The sequence below is a fragment of the Mucilaginibacter frigoritolerans genome (genome assembly GCF_007830615.1).
Classification (GTDB): Bacteria; Bacteroidota; Bacteroidia; order Sphingobacteriales; family Sphingobacteriaceae; genus Mucilaginibacter; species Mucilaginibacter frigoritolerans.
The window spans coordinates 330,808-349,024 of record NZ_VLLI01000001.1 but is presented as its reverse complement, the minus strand read 5'-3'; the positions used below and the strand labels follow the sequence as shown (position 1 = coordinate 349,024).

The following is an 18,217-nucleotide window of genomic DNA, read 5'->3' as shown; positions in this document are numbered from 1 at the left end:
CTGAAATATATTAAATTAATATTAAAACTCAATCAAGCACTTCATCATCGCCTTAAATCAACTACTTCCTTATCTCCGCTCCTGCTTCTTTACTTAAATTATAAATCAGCTTTTGCACAATGCTGTCAATGGCTTTGTCTGTCAGCGTTTTTTCACTGTCCTGCAAAATAAAGCTTAAGGCGTATGATTTTTTACCTGCCGGAAGTTTATCACCCTGGTAAACATCAAACACATTCACATCCTGTAACAGCTTTCTTTCTGTTCTAAGTGCTATCTGCTTTAACTGTGCAAAAGTAACCGACTGATCAATCAGCATTGACAAATCTCTGCGCACTGCCGGATATTTTGAAATCTCTTCGTAAACAATTTTATTCTTCCTCACCAAAGTTAAAATCAGGTCGAAATTAAAATCGGCATAAAAAACCTCTTTGTCAACATCTGCCAGTTTCAGGGCCTCTTTGGCAACCGCACCAAATTTAACCAGCTGCTTGTTATTCTTTTTGTATTGTAAGCCGTAAGCAAGCTTTTTACAGGTGGCATCTTCCAGTACTGCATCAGTAATGTTTAGTTTGCTTAGCAAGCCGTCGACAATAGCTTTCAGGGTATAAAAAGAAACCTGTTTAGCCTTTTGATTCCATTGCTCGGCTTTATCTGCTCCTGATAAAAAGATAGCAAAGCGTTGTGTTTCCTTATACTTCTCTTCGTCTAGCTCATACACCTTGCCAAACTCGTACATCTTCAAATCGGCATTTCTGCGGTTTTGATTGTAGGCAACAGCTTCCAGGCCTGAATACAATAAAGTTTGACGCATTACATCCAGATCGCCGCTTAGCGGGTTCAATATTTTCACTGCCTTATCCAGATCGGAAGAGTAAGCCGATTTGGTTAGCGAGTTCGACATGATTTCGTTAAAACCATTCGCGGTAAGCAAGTCAGAGATCAGGTTCTGCACGTTATCTTTCTCCGGTCTGTTGGAGTTATTTAACGATGCCCTTACCTGTGTAGGGATCTCGATGTTGTTGTAACCGTAAATACGCAATATCTCTTCCACAATATCTACCTCGCGGGTAATGTCAACACGGTATGGAGGTACTTTTAACGATAAACCTTCGCCTGTTTCGCCAACTACCTCAATATCCAGGGCCTCAATAATGCCTTTCATTTCGCCGTGAGGAATCTCTTTGCCTATTAACCTGTGGATGTTTTTGTAGGTAACCTCTATCTCGAAAGGTGCTACCGGTGCAGGGTAATGGTCAAAAATTTCAGATGTTATTTTACCACCTGCTACCTCCTGAATTAGTAAAGCTGCACGTTTTAAGGCAAAAACAGTCATATCCGGATCGGTACCACGCTCAAACCTGAAAGAGGCATCCGTTTTTAAGCCATGACGCTTGGATGTTTTACGCACCGCAACCGCGTTGAAATAAGCACTCTCCAAAAAGATAGCTTGAGTACTTTCTTTAACGCCTGATTTTGCTCCGCCAAAAACGCCTGCTATACACATCGGTTCTTCGGCATCACAAATCATCAGATCATCGGCAGAGAGTTTGCGCTCTACATCATCCAAAGTTTTAAATAAAGTGCCTTCTGCAACGTTTTTTACTATTACGGTACCACCTTTTATAGCATCGGCATCAAAAGCATGCAGGGGCTGACCCAAATCATGCAGCACATAATTGGTAACATCCACAATATTATTAATGCTGCGGATACCTATTACCGCCAAACGCTCTTTAAGCCATTTAGGAGACTCTTTAACTTCAATACCTGATATGGTTAACCCGGAGTATCTTGGGCTTGCCTGTTCGTTCTCAACCACTACCTTAATGGTACGGCTGGCATCATCAACCTTAAAAGCAGATACATCCGGTCTTTTAACTGCAATTTTCAGGAAAGCAGCAATATCTCTGGCAGTACCCAGGTGCGAAGCCGCATCGGCACGGTTAGGGGTTAGGCCTATTTCGTAAAGATAATCGTCGTTTACTTTAAAATATTCTTTGGCTGGTGTGCCTACAAGGGCATCTTCAGCAAGCACCATAATCCCTTCGTGACTGCTTCCTAAACCAATTTCATCTTCGGCACAAATCATCCCTTCAGATGCTTCACCACGAATTTTTGATTTGTTGATTTTAAAAGGTTCGCCGGTTAGCGGATGCACGGTTGTGCCCACAGTTGCCACCACTACTTTTTGACCGGCAGCTACGTTTGTTGCACCGCATACTACCTGCAAATCTGTACCGGTACCTACATCAACTTTGGTGATATGTAAATGATCAGAGTTAGGGTGATCAATGCATTCTTTAACATAACCAATTACCAGGCCCTCTAATCCGCCGGGTATGGTTTGAACTTTTTCCAGACTTTCCACTTCCAAACCGGTACCGGTTAATATTTTGGAAATTTCTTCGGGAGTTTTATCAGTTTCAATAAATTCTTTGAGCCAATTATAAGATATCTTCATTATTGCAGTACGATAATCCGGCAAAGATATAAAGATTTCGGAAGTGGTAAGTTGGATTTCGGATTTAGCAGGTGCTATTACGAAGATTTCGGAAGTCGGAAGTTCGATTTCGGAATTAGAAAGCACTCCTGTTAAATGTCCGTCCGCTTCCTGATGCGTTGCCATCCGGACGAACGGACAATATTTTGGTAACCAATAAAAGTGAGGTGTCATGCTGAGGCACTCGAAGCATGCAATGTCATTAAGTTTAAAGCGCATAATAGCCCCCTCTAAATCTCCCCCGGTAAGGGAGACTTTAGCTTCACCCGCGCTTATTTTTTAAGTCCTCTCTACCGGGGAGGATTTAGGTGGGGCTTTTCAGGGTGACATCTGCTTATCTTTATTCGTCAGTTTTTTTCTTGCTGATATTATCTAAGTTCAGGGTATATGATGATTCTGAGGCATCATAGGCCTGTTTCAATTTATCAGGATCAGCGTAATCAACCGTGTCCCCAGCTTCGGGAGCATCCTCCAATCCGCTGGCATGGATATCTTTCTGGCTTTGCTGATCGTCAGCTTCTGACTTATCTTCGTCGTCGTATGGAATCTGGTTGTCTGGTATGATCATGGCTTTTGTTTTTTTGTTTGATGATAACTATAAAGCTAAGCACTTTGTTTGGTAAAAAGACAAAGGGCTAACGTAAATGACTAAAATATTACCGCTGTGCTAATCATCCAATTACTCAACCTTAAATAATCCCTTCATCGCCAAAACTCAGGTAACCGGTATCGCTGATGATTAAATGATCGAGGATATTGATGCCCAGTATTTTGCCTGCGTCGGCTAGTCTTTTAGTAAGATGAATATCATTCTGACTGGGTTTTAAACTGCCCGAAGGATGATTATGGATGAGGATAATTCCGCTTGCCTGATGCTGTAATGCCATGCCGAAGATGATTTTAGGATCAACCACTGTTTCTGATAATCCGCCCTTGCTCACCAGCTCTTTGGTCAATACCTTTTGCGATCTGCCTGTTAATATGATCCAGAATTCTTCGTGATTTAAATCAACCAAATGCCTGCGCATAATGTTGTATGCATCGCGGCTGCTACCGATTACATCTGCGGGTTTGGTTTCAAAATCGTTTCTTCTGCGGCCTATTTCTAATGCGGCAATGATGGAGATGGCTTTGGCTTCGCCGATACCTTTAAAGTTGGATAGTTCGTTAATGGATGCCTTGCCGAGCTTATTTAAATCGTTATCATAATGATGCAGGATGCGTTTGCTCAGCTCAACCGCTGTTTCATCCCTGCTGCCCGAACCTATTAAAATGGCAATCAACTCAGCATCGGTTAAGGCCCGCCTGCCCTGTGCGCTCAGTTTCTCACGCGGACGGTCTTCCTCTGCCCATGATTTTATGCCGATTTTGGTTTCGTATGAATTCACGGGATTAAGTTAGGAAAAAAATCAAATGTGTTAAGGTGTTAGGTAAGTCATTAATATACTTTCCCTCTTTGCGGCTTGCCTGAGAGAGGGACGACGAGCGAAGCAATGTCGGGGTGAGTCCATACGCCAATGCATTGACGTCGATATCGCGCGCATATTCAACTCACCCGGTCTACGCTACGCTGGACCACCCTCTCTATCGCGAGCGATAAAGAGGGTAAAGCCATAGTATGAATATCCTTCTACCCCAACAAATTCTTCCAGCTTACCTGGTCGCCGATTATTTTTTCGAGGTCGGCGGCGTTTACGCGTTCCTGTTGCATGGTATCGCGGTAGCGGATGGTTACGGTATCGTCTTCCAGTGTTTGATGGTCAACCGTGATGCAGAAAGGTGTACCAATAGCATCCTGACGGCGATAACGCTTACCAATAGCGTCTTTCTCTTCGTATTGCAGGTTAAAATCCAGCTTCAGCTTGTCCATTATTTCGCGTGCCTTTTCCGGCAATCCGTCTTTTTTAATCAGCGGGAATATGGCTGCTTTTACTGGTGCCAAACAAGGATGAAGCTTCAGTACGGTACGGCTATCCTGTTTTTCTTCGGTGCTCAGGTCCTCTTCTTCAAAAGCGTTGATCATCGTTAGTAAAAACATCCTGTCTAACCCTATCGAAGTTTCGATAACGTAAGGGATATAGTTACCGTAAGGCTTTTCGGTTGCCTGGTCTATCTCCGGATCAAAGTACTGCATCTTTTTGCCCGAAAACTTCTGGTGCTGACTTAAATCAAAATCGGTACGGCTATGGATACCTTCAACCTCTTTAAAGCCGAATGGGAAATCAAACTCAATATCATAAGCAGCATCGGCATAATGGGCCAGCTTGGTATGTTCGTGGTAGCGGTATTTGGCAGCGTCGGTACCCAGTGCCAGGTGCCATTTTAGGCGGGTTTCTTTCCATTTGTTAAACCACTCTTTCTGTGTGCCAGGGCGAACAAAGTATTGCATCTCCATTTGCTCAAACTCACGCATGCGGATAATAAACTGGCGGGCAATTACCTCATTACGGAAAGCCTTACCTATTTGCGCAATACCGAAAGGAATTTTCATCCTGCCTGATTTTTGCACGTTAAGGTAGTTTACAAATATACCCTGAGCAGTTTCCGGGCGAAGGTAAACCACATCGGCATCATCGGCCACGGCGCCCATCTGGGTGCTAAACATCAGGTTAAACTGGCGCACATCGGTCCAGTTGCGGGTACCGCTAACCGGGTCGGCTATTTCGTGTTCTAATATTAACTCTTTTAAGCGGGCAAGGTCCTCATTTTTAAGGGCGGTGTCCATTTCTATCTGTAGCTCTTCGGCCTTATCGGTTTTGCCGTCTTTATCGTAGCGGGCAATCTTATCTTCCAGTAACTGATCAGCACGATAGCGTTTTTTGCTGTCCTTGTTATCAATCATCGGATCGCTGAAACCATCAACGTGGCCACTGGCTTTCCAAATCTTCGGGTGCATAAATATGGCCGAATCAATACCCACAATGTTCTCGTGCATTTGAACCATTGCTTTCCACCAGTAGGTTTTGATGTTGTTTTTTAACTCCGAGCCAAATTGCCCGTAATCATAAACAGCACTTAAACCATCATAAATTTCGCTTGACTGGAAAACAAAGCCATATTCTTTTGCGTGCGAGATAACATTCTTAAAAAGTTCGTCGGTTGATTTGCTCATAATGAGGCAAAGATAGTTTTTAACAGGAAAGTGCAAAAGGAGAAGTTTTAAAAGAAGTTAGGAAGATGTTTAGGCTGATGCTTTATGGGCAATGCAGGTAAAGTATTTTGTCCGCTTGTTCGATAAGGTGCACTCCCGGACAAGCGGACAAAACCAACCCGCGTCTTGGCGAGGAACGAAGCCATCTCTACTGAGGACAATCAGCAGTACGGCATTATTTATCTAACCAAATTTGTCTCTGTTGATTTGCAGAGCTTATAGATTGCTTCATTCTTCGCAATGACGGGATGGTGAGTTATACTTCTTTTGTTAATTTTTTGTCCGTTCGTCCGGTAAGGTGCAAGCCCGAACAAGCGGACAAACTATTTAAAGCCAAACCTATCAGCATAAAAAATACTACACCTTTTTGTTGCAAATGAATATTATTTTTGCTAACTTTGTTAGTATAGCCAACCGCTAAATACATCCCCCATTTTAAGCCACTATAACAACAGCCGTCCTTTACATTGATAAGTAAGTGGGTAAGGAAGGGGTATTTTTATAATTTAGCATTATAAACTATTTATATTAGTCACTCGCAAAGCATATTACAGTTTTCTTTTGGCTTTTTGAATAGGCTATCTCAAAATTACTTTCATACCCCATGTTGTAAGAAAAGCCAACAGCAGTTGAATCTGAGCTGATATCAATTTGGGTTTTTAAATCAACATAATCAGTATCAATTGCCGTTGCCTTTGGTTTATCTAATGCTGGTTTAAAAAAAACATCAGCGCTGAGAAAGTTATCAAATCGAACACGAATAGTGTCTTCGTTTTGTTTCACCGTCATATCATCAAGATCGCCTAATAAATCACTGGCGTCATCCTTTTCAGAATAAACTTTTCCATTATTGACAGAAACTATTTCAAATAGAAATTTTGCCTTATTTATAGAGCTTCCGATTAAGCTAATCTTAAATGTATCAGGTTTCATCGGATCTGAAAATACGTGCAAATAGGTTCTACTCATCAGTATTTTAGTTGTATCACCTGTAACTGATTCAGTTTTTCGTTTCCTTATTTTCACAATTGGCAATTCCTTTTTGGTATGCTGGCATGACATTATGATTAAAGAAATTAATAAACAAATGGATATTTTCCTTTTCATTGAAACTTATTGATAAAGTAAAGATGCTGTAAAGCTAATAGAAAGGTATTTATTACAAAGAATTTGTCCGTCCGTTCTCAGGTACAGGTACTCCGGACGACCGGACAAACTATTTCAATTTAGTACCTCTTAAAAACCAGTAGCCCCATATAAATGCTATTACTAAAAGGCACATTAATGGCATTTTAAATCTATTATCTTCTATCTTAAAGTTTACACAATCAACGCTCATAAAAGTGTTATCACCTGCAACAACAGATACAGCCCTGATGGAGTTAAACAAACCTAAAAAGTGTTCGATTTTAAAAGAAACAGTAAGCTCATCCCCCTGCTTAACGTTGTTGATAAAATTATGATATTGAAAACAACCTGACCAATCGGCTGAGATTTTATAATTAGTTTGATTTTCATTGATGTATAAACAATAGGAAGTATCTCCTTTAGCAACGCCCACCTCAATCGCTTTAAAATGACCTTTAACCGTAGTAATATTTTGTTCATTTGCAGGTTGGGTTAGCAGACAATCAATGGCAACCAACGACATTATCACTGTAATAAAAATAAAAGCTATCTTTTTCGTTCGGTCTGATTTCATGTAAGGTTTGTAGTTTAACAGGAACCCAATATAGATAATTTTCGCAATTTAAGCCGACCGATAATACTTCATCGGGACCACATTTTGTCCGTCCGTCCGCAAGTACCCTATCTCCGAACGAGCGGACAAACTTGTTAAATGATGTTAAACCTTTTTATTGCTGATTATCAGTTCGCTACTTTTGGTAATGCTGCTCATAAAACGGATAACTTACCCATTGCTGCTGCTCTGCTGTTGCTTAAACAGCTATTGCCAAACCATAACCGGCGTGGTAATTAACAAAGCAAACAAGCAGCCCGTTAATAATGCACTGGTTACTTTGGGTACGGCAAAAACCTATACCAACACATTAGGCATGTTTGAAATACCAGCCAATAATACTACCGATAGCCTGCGCATCACGCATTTTGCCTATAACGCTGTTGTTGTATCTGCCAAAACCACTACTGTATTACGCATTGAAATGGAGCCTGCTACCATTAATTTAGATGCGGTTACCATACACGGGACCAGGGATTTTAAGCAGGATAGCCTTGATAACCGACTGGCTTATGCCCGTCAGTTTAATTACAGGGCACCTAAATTGACAGATGCGTTTTCGACTGATGCTAATAAGCAGCCGGGCGAATTGCTGTCTATAAACCTGCTTACTGTTGTTGATGTACTAACCAAAAAGAGCACACCCGAATACAAATTCAATAAAATACTACTGAACGATGAGCATGCTGCCTTTGTTGACCATAAATTTAATCGTGGCAATGTTGGCCGCATAACAGGATTAAAGGACGATACCCTATCAACCTTTTTAGTGAATTACAGACCCAACTATGAGTTTGCTAAAAAAGCGACTGATTACGATATGGAAGTGTATATCAGAAAGTGTTTTAAGGAGTTTAAGCAGGATGGAATGAATGCTTCCAATCCCTTTCATGATGCTGCAAATAAGGATACTGCGAGGGTTAGGTTGAATTAAGTAAACAGGTTGTCATCCTGATCCGCCAAATGGCGGAGAAGGATCTTCTTCAGCAGAACAGTCGTCGACATAAAGACGGAAGAAGATGCTTGATTACATTCAGCATGACAATGGGAGCTTATTTATCTTATTTTGTCCGCTCGTCCGGAAGCACCGGCATCCGAACGGACGGACAAAAATCCCCAAAAAGCGTCATTGCCGCTAATTTTTTCAGAATCAATTCAACACTGGCTGTACATTAGTTAAGCTGTAAATCTCGGCCATTAAATCATCGCTGGGGTTTACTTTGAAGTTTTTGGAGGGGAGTTCAACCAGCAGGTTATCGTCCCTATCCTTAATCATAAAGCGGAGCGTACAGTTTTTTACCGGGTACTTTTGGTTATTTATGTCAATAAGCTCCTGAATATTATCCAGCAGCTGGCTGTTCAGGTTATTCAGCTCCAGGCAAACGGTAAGCGATTTGGTTAACCTGTCACGCATTTCTGAAAGCAGGCTCATGGTGATGATCTTCATGTCCCAGTTATCCTTCTGCCTGAATTTTTCTTCAATAATCCCTTTCAGGTGCAGAAAATAACCACTCACCAACAGGTTGCGGAACTTCACATAATCATCGCCAAATAAAGCAAACTCGTACGATTCATTGTAATCTTCCAAAACAAAGGTGCCGAATGGTTTACCCGTTTTGGTCATTTTATGCTGAACGGTTGATACCAGACCGCCGATACAGATTTCACCGCGCTTACGCAGGTTGGCAAAAGCTGTCATAATCTCTTCACCACCCTCGCCCGAACGGGCCTTCTGCATCATCTTCAAATCGCTGATATTGGTGTTGCAATATCTTTCCAGCTCTACTCTGTAATTATCCAGCGGGTGACCGGTTAGGTAGATGCCTATTACTTCCTTTTCATATTTCAGCTTCTCTATCAGTGCCCATTCTTCTGATTCAGGCATAGCAGGTTCAGGCACGTATGATGCCACTCCCCCACCAAATAAGGATGACTGGGAGCTGCTTTGTACATTCTGATAGTCGTTGGCATATTTAATCAAGCGTTCAATACCAGTTAATATGCCATTTTCGGTTTTGGCAAAAAACTGGGCACGGTTAAGGCCAAACTCATCAAAGGCACCACCATAAACCAGGTTTTCGTACGATTTACGGTTAACGCTCCGGGTATTACTGCGCTGTGCAAAATCATAAACAGATTTATACGGACCACGTTCATTACGCTCTTCAATAATGCTTTCAACGGCTTTATCGCCCACACCTTTTACGCCTGTCAATCCGAAACGCACCTGTCCCTTTTTGTTTACCGCGAAAGACATGTCGCTTTCATTAATATCCGGTCCTAAAACCCCCACACCCATACGGCGGCATTCCTCCATAAAGAAGGTAATCTTCTCCATGTTGTTCTGGTTGTTTAAAACCGCTGCCATGTACTCAGATGGATAATGCGCCTTCAGGTAAGCCGTTTGGTAAGCCACAAAGGCATAACAGGTAGAGTGCGATTTATTGAACGCATACTGGGCAAAAGCCTTCCAGTCGGTCCAAATTTTAGTCAGTTTATCTTTAGGGTGACCCTTAGCTGCGGCACCATCCATAAACTGGGCCTCCATTTTATTCAGTACCTCAATTTGCTTTTTACCCATTGCCTTACGCAATACGTCGGCATCGCCTTTACTAAAGCCTGCCAGTTTTTGCGACAAAAGCATCACCTGTTCCTGGTATACGGTAATACCATAGGTTTCGCCCAGGTATTCCTCCATATCCGGTAAGTCGAACGCTACAGGCTCAACGCCATGTTTACGTTTAATAAAGCTGGGGATGTACTCAATCGGTCCCGGACGGTAAAGGGCGTTCATGGCAATCAAATCCTCAAACTTATCGGGCTTCAGGTCGCGCAGGTACATTTGCATACCGTCACTTTCAAACTGGAACGTTCCGTTGGTATCGCCACGCTGGTAAAGCTCAAACGTTTTCAGGTCATCCAGCGGGATATAATCAATATCGATAGATACGCCATGGTTCTGTTTAATTAAACGCAGGGCATCCTTCAAAATGGTCAGGGTTTTTAGTCCCAAAAAGTCCATCTTAATAACGCCTGCATCTTCAATTACACGGCCATCATACTGGGTAACCAGCAGGTCAGAATCTTTGGCTACGGCAACGGGTACAATATCCGTTAAATCGTAAGGGGCTATGATGATACCTGCGGCGTGTACACCTGTGTTACGTACCGAGCCTTCCAGCTTTTCGGCTTCACGAAGTACCTGGGCCTTCAGGTCGTTCCCTTTTAATATATCTTTCAGCTCCGGTACCTGTTCAATAGCATCTCTTAAGGTGATGCCCAGGGTATCCGGAACGAGTTTCTTAATGGCGTTTACGTCAGATAATGGCATATCCAGCACACGGCCAACATCCTGTATACTGGTTCGGGCAGCCATGGAGCCATAGGTAATAATCTGTGCTACCTGGTTCTTGCCATATTTCTCCACCACATAATCAATCACCTTCTGTCGGCCGGAATCATCAAAATCCGTATCGATATCGGGCATCGACTTACGATCCGGGTTCAAAAACCTCTCGAACAGGAGGTTGTATTTCATTGGGTCGATATTGGTAATCCCGGTACAATAAGCTACCACAGACCCAGCAGCAGAACCACGACCAGGGCCAATAAATACCCCAATTTCACGACCATGCTTTATAAAATCGGCCACAATTAAAAAGTAACCTGCAAAACCCATGGTTCGGATAGTAAACAGCTCGAAGTCTATCCGCTCCTGTACCTCGGGCGAGATATCAATATATCTTTCCTTGGCACCGGTATACGTTAAATGCTTTAAATACTCCCATTGGTTAAGGGTATCTGAATCGGGAGTGAGCTCACTGTGGATCTTAAACTCATCGGGGATAATGAAGTTGGGCAGTAAAATATCGCGTTTAAGCTTTAATACCTCCACCTTGTCAACAATCTCGTTGGTATTATCCAATGATTCGGGCAGATCATTAAACAGCTTACCCATTTCGTCCTGCGTTTTAAAATAAAACTGGTCGTTAGGGAAACCGAAACGATAGCCTTTACCACCTTCTTCATCAGTAGCTATCGGCGTGCTTTGCATATCGCCTGTGTTTACGCAAAGCAAAATATCATGGGCATTAGAGTCCTGCTGATCCACATAGTGCGAATCGTTTGAGCAGATAACCTTTACATTATACTTTTTAGCGAATTTAAGCAGCACCGCATTAACGGTATTTTGCTCGGGGATGTTATGTCGTTGAAGCTCGATGTAGTAATCTTCGCCAAACAGATCCAGCCACCATTTAAACTCAATTTCGGCTTCTTCTTCAGTACCTCTTAAAATAGCCTGCGGTACCGATGCACCCAAACAACAGGTAGTAGTAATAAGGCCCTTATGGTGTTTTAATATCAGCTCTTTATCAATACGTGGCCATTTACTGTACAGGCCCTCCATATAACCCAGCGAGCAAAGCTTTACCAGGTTCTTATACCCTTCGGGATTTTTAGCCAGCATGAGCTGATGGTAGCGCTTATCTTTTTTCTCTTTGGTAAATTGTTTTTTATGGCGATCATCAACCACATAAAACTCACAGCCTACAATAGGTTTTACGCCATGCTTACCGGCTTCGGCTACAAACTTAAACACGCCAAACATATTACCATGGTCGGTAATAGCAAGGGCTTTCATCCCGTCTTTAGCTGCCTTTTTGTATAATTTTGAGATATCGGCAGCACCGTCCAGCAGTGAAAATTGAGTATGTACGTGTAAGTGTGAAAAATCCGGCATGACAGCTAATCCTATTTTGTTTGAAGATAGCAAAGTTATGGTGAATTTCGGATTTCGGATGTTTGATTTCGGATTTGTGGAGAAAATGCTGATAGGTTGATAAGTAATTTTTATTTCGAATTTCGGAATTTCAATTTCAGAGTTGTGTAGAAAGAAGCTTATTGTGAGGAAATAAAAATGTCATTTCGAACGAGGGTACCGAGGAGAAACTATCTCTTGAGCGTAGCGAAAAAACTTTTACGCCATGTATATCCGCTCTGCATAGTTCGCATAGCATATCGCAGGAGATTTCTCGCTATCGCTCGATGACATGGGGTATAAAAAAAGCTTGTCCGTTCGTCCGCAGGTGGTTGACCTGGAGAGCGGACGGACAAGCTTTTATAAATCATCTAATTCCGAAATTCAAAAACTACTTCGCATTCAAATTGGGCAAATCGCAATTGCCTTTCAGGTAGCGTTCCAGGTACTGGTAGCTTACACTTTCAATAAGGATATAGCTTTCCCAGTTATAAGCAGCTCCATGTGCACCTGGTGGATAAATGCGCAAATCAACATCTTTACCCGAATTGGTTAAAGCGGTTAACAACTGCATGGTATTAGCCGGGTGTACGTTATCATCGCTCATGGAGTGGATCAGTAATAAATGATCTTTCAGGTTACCGGCAAAAGTCATGTCTGAGCTGTTTTTATAGCCATTTTCATTATCACTTAATGGTGCCATGTAACGCTCGGTATAAATATCATCATACAAACGCCAGTCGGTAACCGGCGAGTTGGCTATACCCACACTAAACACTCCAGGGTGGGTTAACAAGGTATAAGTGGTGCTATAACCGCCATAACTGGTACCCATAATGGCCATTTTTGAAGCATCAACAAAGGGCAGTTTAGCCAGGTATCCGGCAGTTTCGGCAAAGTCATTGCTTTCGTATTTACCCAGTTGCTTGTAAACAATTTTCATAAAGGCACTGCCATAATTAGCTATACCCCGGTTGTTTACATTAGCTACAATATAACCGTTTTGAGCCAGCCATTGCTGCCACATATCTGCCGAGAAGCTGTTAAATACATCGTGCGATTCAGGACCACCATAAACGGTCATTACCACCGGGTATTTTTTATTTGGATCGAAGTTGAAAGGCTTAATGATATAGCCATCCAAACTGGTACCATCGGCAGTTTTAAAGTTGAAAAACTCCGGTGCCGAATAAGCATGATCTTTTATAAAATCGCTTACGCCCTTGTTATCTTCCAGCATCTTCAGGGTTTTACCTTTATCATCGTTTAATGCCACGTGCAGTGGTGTGCTTACATTGCTGTAAGAATCCAAATAGTATTTGGTATTGGGCGACATATTGATGTCGTGGAAACCAGGCACGGTTGAAAGTTTGGTTTTATCGCTGCCATCAAACTTAATAGCGTAAAACTGCTGCTCCAAACCGGAAGTCTCTGCCGATAGGTAATAGATCTTTTTACTTTCAGGATCGATGCCTGATACCTTGATCATATCCCAGTTGCCTTTGGTTACCTGGTTAATCAGCTTGCCATCGTAATTGTACCGATAGATATGGTAATATCCCGAACGATCAGACACCCAGAAAAACTCTTTCGATTTTTCGGGGAAATAGATCATATCGTTCACATTGGTATAAAAGTTAAATATAGCCACCCAGGTGCTGTTCTGCTCTTCCATTACCACGTGGTGCTCACCTGTCTTCACATTAAAAAAGTAAAGTTTAAGGTGATTTTGGGCACGGTTTAAAGTCATCATGGCCAATACATCGGGGTTGCTTGTCCAGTAAATACGGGGGATATAGAAATCGCCGGTTTCATCGGGCGTTAACCATACCTTTTTGCCAGATGCAACATCAATAACCCCAATTTTAACTACTGGATTGGCATCGCCCACCTGCGGAATAGAGATATGGATATTATCAGGATGTTGACCCTCATAATTAGTCATCTGGAAATCGGGCACTGTATGCTCATCAAATTGCCAAAAGGCCATGTACTTACTATCAGGCGACCAGTTCCAGGCTTGCTCCTGTCCAAACTCTTCTTCGTAAACCCAGTCATAATGCCCGTTAAAAATGCCATTCTCGCTGGTGGAGTCGCCGGTTAATTGTTTCTCCTGGCCGGTGGCAAAATCATAAGTAAACATATTGCCACCGCGTTCAATACCCACCTTTGAACCATCGGGCGATAGCTCGGCCGAACGTGCATCCTTTGCGGCTTGCTTTAGCTGCTTGCTGTCCAGATCATAGATATAATAATCTGATATACCCGAACGGCGGTAAATCTTTCTCAAATTGGTTTTAAATACCAAATGTTTAGAGTCATGCGACCATTGGAACGATTCATACTCAAAGCCTTTGGCACTGCCCGGGAAAGTTAGTCCCTGGTTTTTAAATATCAATTCATCATTCAGGGTTTTAGGATCCATGGAGTGGATCTCATCATTATTGGTGTACGAATATTTGTTACCTCCGTTGGTCCAGTTTACACTTTGCGGTCCCTGGCTGCCATACAAATTACCGGCAGAACGTAAAGCTTCGGCTAAACTGCCATATTGCGGTTTGCTCTGCGCCATTAACCCTAAAGGTAAAACAATACCTAACGCGAGCATTCCTATTAAGCTGCCCCGCACAAATTGATATTTCATAAAAACTATTTGATTTTTTTTAAGCTCATAAAGCTAATTGAATTACCTTGAATTGTCAAATAGCTTAGGGCGAAAGGCTCATTGTAAATATCCATCATCCATCTTAACCTTTCACGTTAATAACTATCTTTGTAAAAAACACGCTCAATGAACGGAAAGTCTCCCCAAGAATCACATACCATAATGAATGAACTGGTATTACCCAATGATACCAATACGCTGAATAATTTAATGGGAGGACGCCTGCTGCACTGGATGGATATTGCTGCGGCTATATCGGCACAAAAACATTGCAACCGCATAGTGGTTACCGCTTCAGTGGATAATGTTTCCTTCAAAAAGCCGATAAAACTAGGCGATGTAATTACCATCGAAGCCAAGGTTTCACGGGCCTTTAATACTTCTGTAGAGGTTAGGCTTGATGTTTGGGCACAGAATATTCCATCAGGCTCAAAAGTTAAAAGTAATGAGGCTTATTACACCTTTGTAGCTCTTGATTCAAATGGTTGTACCATTCCTGTACCTGAATTGATACCGGAAACAGAAGAAGATATGATTTTGTATGAAGGAGCGCTTCGTCGCAGGCAATTGCGTCTTATACTGGGTGGCAAAATGAAACCCAATGATGCTACAGAATTGAAAGCGCTCTTTTTTGGGAATGAGGCGTAATTAATCTTCCTTCTATCTCAAGTAAAGAAAAATGCGTCGCTACGCCCCTAAGTTAAGGGCGTAGTTATTTCCTGCTTTAAAATATCCAGTACAGGTTGCGTTACATTACCAAACAACGATACTCCGGCAGCGCCATTTTTCATTGCATATTGCATTCCCTGCCTTAATTCGTCATCACTTTTAAAATCTGACAAATACAGGCCTGCGTATAAAGGAAATGAACCGGCCAGAAAATGAACACCTTCTTTAACAGCATCCCCTATCCAGCTTACTTTCTCTTTATAAAATCCGTGGTATATCATCGGGCATACGCCATCTAACCGCCAGTTAGTCCAATCCTGCCTTACGTTTCGGCGGGCAATTTCAGGCGTTGGGAAAACAGCCGCTGTTATTTGCTTTTTACGCTGATGAGCAATATCAGATAAACTGTTTACTACCCTGCTAATATTACCATACCTGAATAAACGCCATGAAAGGCTGGCTTCAGGGTATTGTAAATCGGTAAGCTCAATTCCGTATTGATCTTTAAAATGAGCTTTACAAACATCACAGTAACAGTAATCATATTGAGGCAATTCGCGGGTTTGTTCAATTTTGTAATGATCCCACAAGTTTAAAGGTAATACCACATCGCAGTAACGTACATAATCAAGGTGAATACCATCAACGTAATCTTTGCTCAATATATCAGTTACCTGCTGTTCCAAATACTGCTGTACTTCCGGACGTGACGGGCACAACCAGCGGTAATAATTTACATATGGCGGGTTATCTGCACATGATTCTCCATTCCTGTTTTTACTATACCATTCAGGGTGAACGGTGATCAGTTCGGCACGGTTAAAGGTCCACATCCAACGATGCGTTTCTAATCCCTGTGCCTTGGCTGCACGGAAGTGCCGCTCGCTATCAGCCTCAAAAAACATACCGGTAATACCTGCTGCTTTATAAGATGCGTAACGGGTTTTCAGCTCATCATCAGTATCTTTCTGGTTGGGATTGGTCCATACCCAGTTTTTAAGCTTTTTACTTTTTTTCTTTGAAGTAACAGCGGCCTCGCTGCTTAAAGGTAATTGCGATGCTACGCCAACCAACAGGCTTGCCTTTAAAAAATCACGTTTATTCATTAGAAGGAGATTTTATTTTACCGATCAGTCCTTCCTGGTTAATGCTCCAGGTGGTATTATCGGTTTTGTCGGTAATAAACGCTACAAACTGGTGAGCGGTGGCTTCCATTTGCAGTATATTGATTTTATCACCAATGTTCATTTTACTTTTTAACCCAAACTTTTTAATTGATGTTGCGTAAGTACCATGCTCCTGCTGCCATTGTTTTTGATGGTAATACAACAGCCATAAATATCGTTTTTGTTGCTCAGAATATGGTAAGGTAAACACTGTATTATTTGTGTTACCCTTGCTGAATTGCAGGTATCCCCATCTTTCGGGAAAGTGCATATTTATCACTCCCTGCGGCGACCATACCCAATTATGCTCTTTTAAATTGCGCCCGGTACTATCTTTCAGCTTAATATACTTACCATCAACCACTTTAGTATCCCACTCCACCCTCGAAAAATTAATGCGCCATAGAGTTCCGTCATGTGGTATTTGTACATTATCGCCAAGGCTTATAGATTTAAATGGAACAACCATTTCCATTGTCCAACCCTGATCGGTATCTGAGGGATTATTCAATGTTCCCTGTATCTTCACCGCAGATCTTAATCCCTCAGCGTTCCATCCTATCATGGCATTACCGTTATTACGATAAGGCTTGTTCAAAAACAAATCGAAAATGGTATTGAGGGCATTGCATTCTATTTCAAAATACTGGTGCCCTGTTTTGTTTGGGTCAATAAAAACCTCGAAGTCGTTATCACGATATATGATATCATCGTGGTGTTTAAGGGTAGCCCAAACCGCAGGATCATATATTTGAGCAGCAATATACAAACAGCTATCATCCCAAAGCATTTTCACCTTAGTGCGCAATGGTGGATTGGGTTTCAGATCACCCTCAATATCCCTGAAATCATCAGTCCATGGGGTTTGTTGCCAAACAGCGTCATTAACATCACCATCAATAACAGGTGGTGTATTAGTATGGGTAACTACATAGCTTTTAGGGGCTGTAAATAAATTCTCAAAAGGTTTAAATTCCTGCTGGGCATTTCCATTTTTTGGTAAAACCGAAAACAAAGCGATAGCCCCTAACCCAGTAAATAGGTTGGTTATTAGTTTTTTGTACATTAAATGTGGTTATTTACTTCCAAGTTCAACAATGCGATCAAATTCTTCGGCCTTTAAGCCCATTACAGACAAACGGCCTTGTCTTACCAGGCCAATATCTTTTAGTCTTTCATCGGCTTTTATTTCTTCAAGCGTCACCGGAGTTTTTAGGCTTTCAACAGGTGCCAGGTCTACTACAACCCAGTTAGGATCGGTAGTAGTGGGATCCTGGTAAAATGCTTTTACCACTTTGGCAATCCCAACTACTGCTTTACCCTCATTACTGTGGTAATAAAGTACAAGGTCGCCTTCTTTCATCTCTTTTAAGTTATTGCGTGCCTGATAATTGCGTACGCCATCCCAAAAGGTGCGACCATCCTGGTTAAATTTTTCCCAGCTATATTTTACAGGTTCACTTTTTACGAGCCAATATTGTACGTTTTTGATGTTGTTAAGGCTATTTTCCATTGTGAGGTGTCAAGACAAGTTTCAAAAATAAGAAGATTTGAGAAAGTAAAAGG

Annotated in this window: 15 protein-coding genes; 3 read left to right on the top strand and 12 right to left on the bottom strand. The window is 41.9% G+C overall.

Annotated elements, in window-relative coordinates:
* Positions 1–61 precede the first annotated feature (61 nt).
* The 7 genes from pheT to JN11_RS01400 form a co-directional block, all read right to left on the bottom strand.
* Entirely contained in the window at positions 62–2,461 is a 2,400-nt protein-coding gene (pheT, locus tag JN11_RS01425; protein WP_144908909.1) for a phenylalanine--tRNA ligase subunit beta, read from the bottom strand.
* Positions 2,462–2,840: 379 nt separating this feature from the next.
* Positions 2,841–3,068 carry a hypothetical protein gene (locus JN11_RS01420; protein WP_144908907.1) on the bottom strand — a complete coding sequence of 76 codons (228 nt, stop codon included), beginning with the start codon at positions 3,066–3,068 and terminating at the stop codon, positions 2,841–2,843.
* A gap of 121 nt (positions 3,069–3,189) precedes the next feature.
* The gene (gene radC, locus JN11_RS01415; RefSeq protein WP_144908905.1) at positions 3,190–3,888 is read right to left on the bottom strand and encodes a RadC family protein; all 699 of its coding nucleotides are present in this window, start codon (positions 3,886–3,888) and stop codon (positions 3,190–3,192) included.
* Positions 3,889–4,130: 242 nt separating this feature from the next.
* Positions 4,131–5,612, bottom strand: coding sequence for a glycine--tRNA ligase (locus JN11_RS01410; protein ID WP_144908903.1), 1,482 nt, complete (start codon positions 5,610–5,612; stop codon positions 4,131–4,133).
* A gap of 295 nt (positions 5,613–5,907) precedes the next feature.
* Positions 5,908–6,078: a hypothetical protein gene (locus tag JN11_RS24310; RefSeq protein WP_170227670.1), complete on the bottom strand. Its 171-nt coding sequence runs from the start codon at positions 6,076–6,078 to the stop codon at positions 5,908–5,910.
* Between the two features lie 101 nt (positions 6,079–6,179).
* Positions 6,180–6,758, bottom strand: a complete 579-nt coding sequence (locus JN11_RS01405) for a hypothetical protein (protein WP_144908901.1) — start codon at positions 6,756–6,758, stop codon at positions 6,180–6,182.
* A 109-nt stretch (positions 6,759–6,867) separates the two neighbouring features.
* Complete coding sequence (locus JN11_RS01400) at positions 6,868–7,353, bottom strand: hypothetical protein (protein WP_144908899.1); 486 nt, start codon at positions 7,351–7,353, stop codon at positions 6,868–6,870.
* A gap of 138 nt (positions 7,354–7,491) precedes the next feature.
* On the opposite strand from JN11_RS01400, the gene JN11_RS24305 reads away from it, so the two are divergent.
* Positions 7,492–7,632, top strand: a complete 141-nt coding sequence (locus tag JN11_RS24305; protein WP_170227669.1) for a hypothetical protein — start codon at positions 7,492–7,494, stop codon at positions 7,630–7,632.
* Positions 7,622–8,326 carry a hypothetical protein gene (locus JN11_RS01395; protein ID WP_170227668.1) on the top strand — a complete coding sequence of 235 codons (705 nt, stop codon included), beginning with the start codon at positions 7,622–7,624 and terminating at the stop codon, positions 8,324–8,326. The genes JN11_RS24305 and JN11_RS01395 overlap by 11 nt, the downstream gene beginning before the upstream one ends.
* A gap of 216 nt (positions 8,327–8,542) precedes the next feature.
* Here the strand turns inward: JN11_RS01395 and dnaE are convergent, their stop codons facing one another.
* Both dnaE and JN11_RS01385 read right to left on the bottom strand, forming a co-directional pair.
* Positions 8,543–12,133: a DNA polymerase III subunit alpha gene (gene dnaE / locus JN11_RS01390; RefSeq protein ID WP_144908895.1), complete on the bottom strand. Its 3,591-nt coding sequence runs from the start codon at positions 12,131–12,133 to the stop codon at positions 8,543–8,545.
* Between the two features lie 409 nt (positions 12,134–12,542).
* On the bottom strand, positions 12,543–14,795 hold the full coding sequence (locus tag JN11_RS01385) for a S9 family peptidase (RefSeq protein ID WP_144908893.1): 2,253 nt from the start codon (positions 14,793–14,795) through the stop codon (positions 12,543–12,545).
* Between the two features lie 147 nt (positions 14,796–14,942).
* On the opposite strand from JN11_RS01385, the gene JN11_RS01380 reads away from it, so the two are divergent.
* Entirely contained in the window at positions 14,943–15,464 is a 522-nt protein-coding gene (locus JN11_RS01380) for an acyl-CoA thioesterase (RefSeq protein ID WP_144908891.1), read from the top strand.
* 47 nt (positions 15,465–15,511) lie between these two features.
* Here the strand turns inward: JN11_RS01380 and JN11_RS01375 are convergent, their stop codons facing one another.
* The 3 genes from JN11_RS01375 to JN11_RS01365 are packed head-to-tail and all read right to left on the bottom strand — an operon-like array spanning position 15,512 to position 18,164.
* Positions 15,512–16,591 (bottom strand): family 10 glycosylhydrolase, encoded by a 1,080-nt coding sequence (locus JN11_RS01375; protein WP_144908889.1) that lies wholly within the window; start codon positions 16,589–16,591, stop codon positions 15,512–15,514.
* On the bottom strand, positions 16,584–17,717 hold the full coding sequence (locus JN11_RS01370) for a carbohydrate-binding family 9-like protein (RefSeq protein ID WP_144908887.1): 1,134 nt from the start codon (positions 17,715–17,717) through the stop codon (positions 16,584–16,586). Before JN11_RS01370 ends, JN11_RS01375 begins: the two co-directional genes overlap by 8 nt.
* A gap of 9 nt (positions 17,718–17,726) precedes the next feature.
* A complete protein-coding gene (locus tag JN11_RS01365) occupies positions 17,727–18,164 on the bottom strand; it encodes an EVE domain-containing protein (RefSeq protein WP_144908885.1) in 438 nt (145 codons plus the stop codon).
* Positions 18,165–18,217 lie beyond the last annotated feature (53 nt).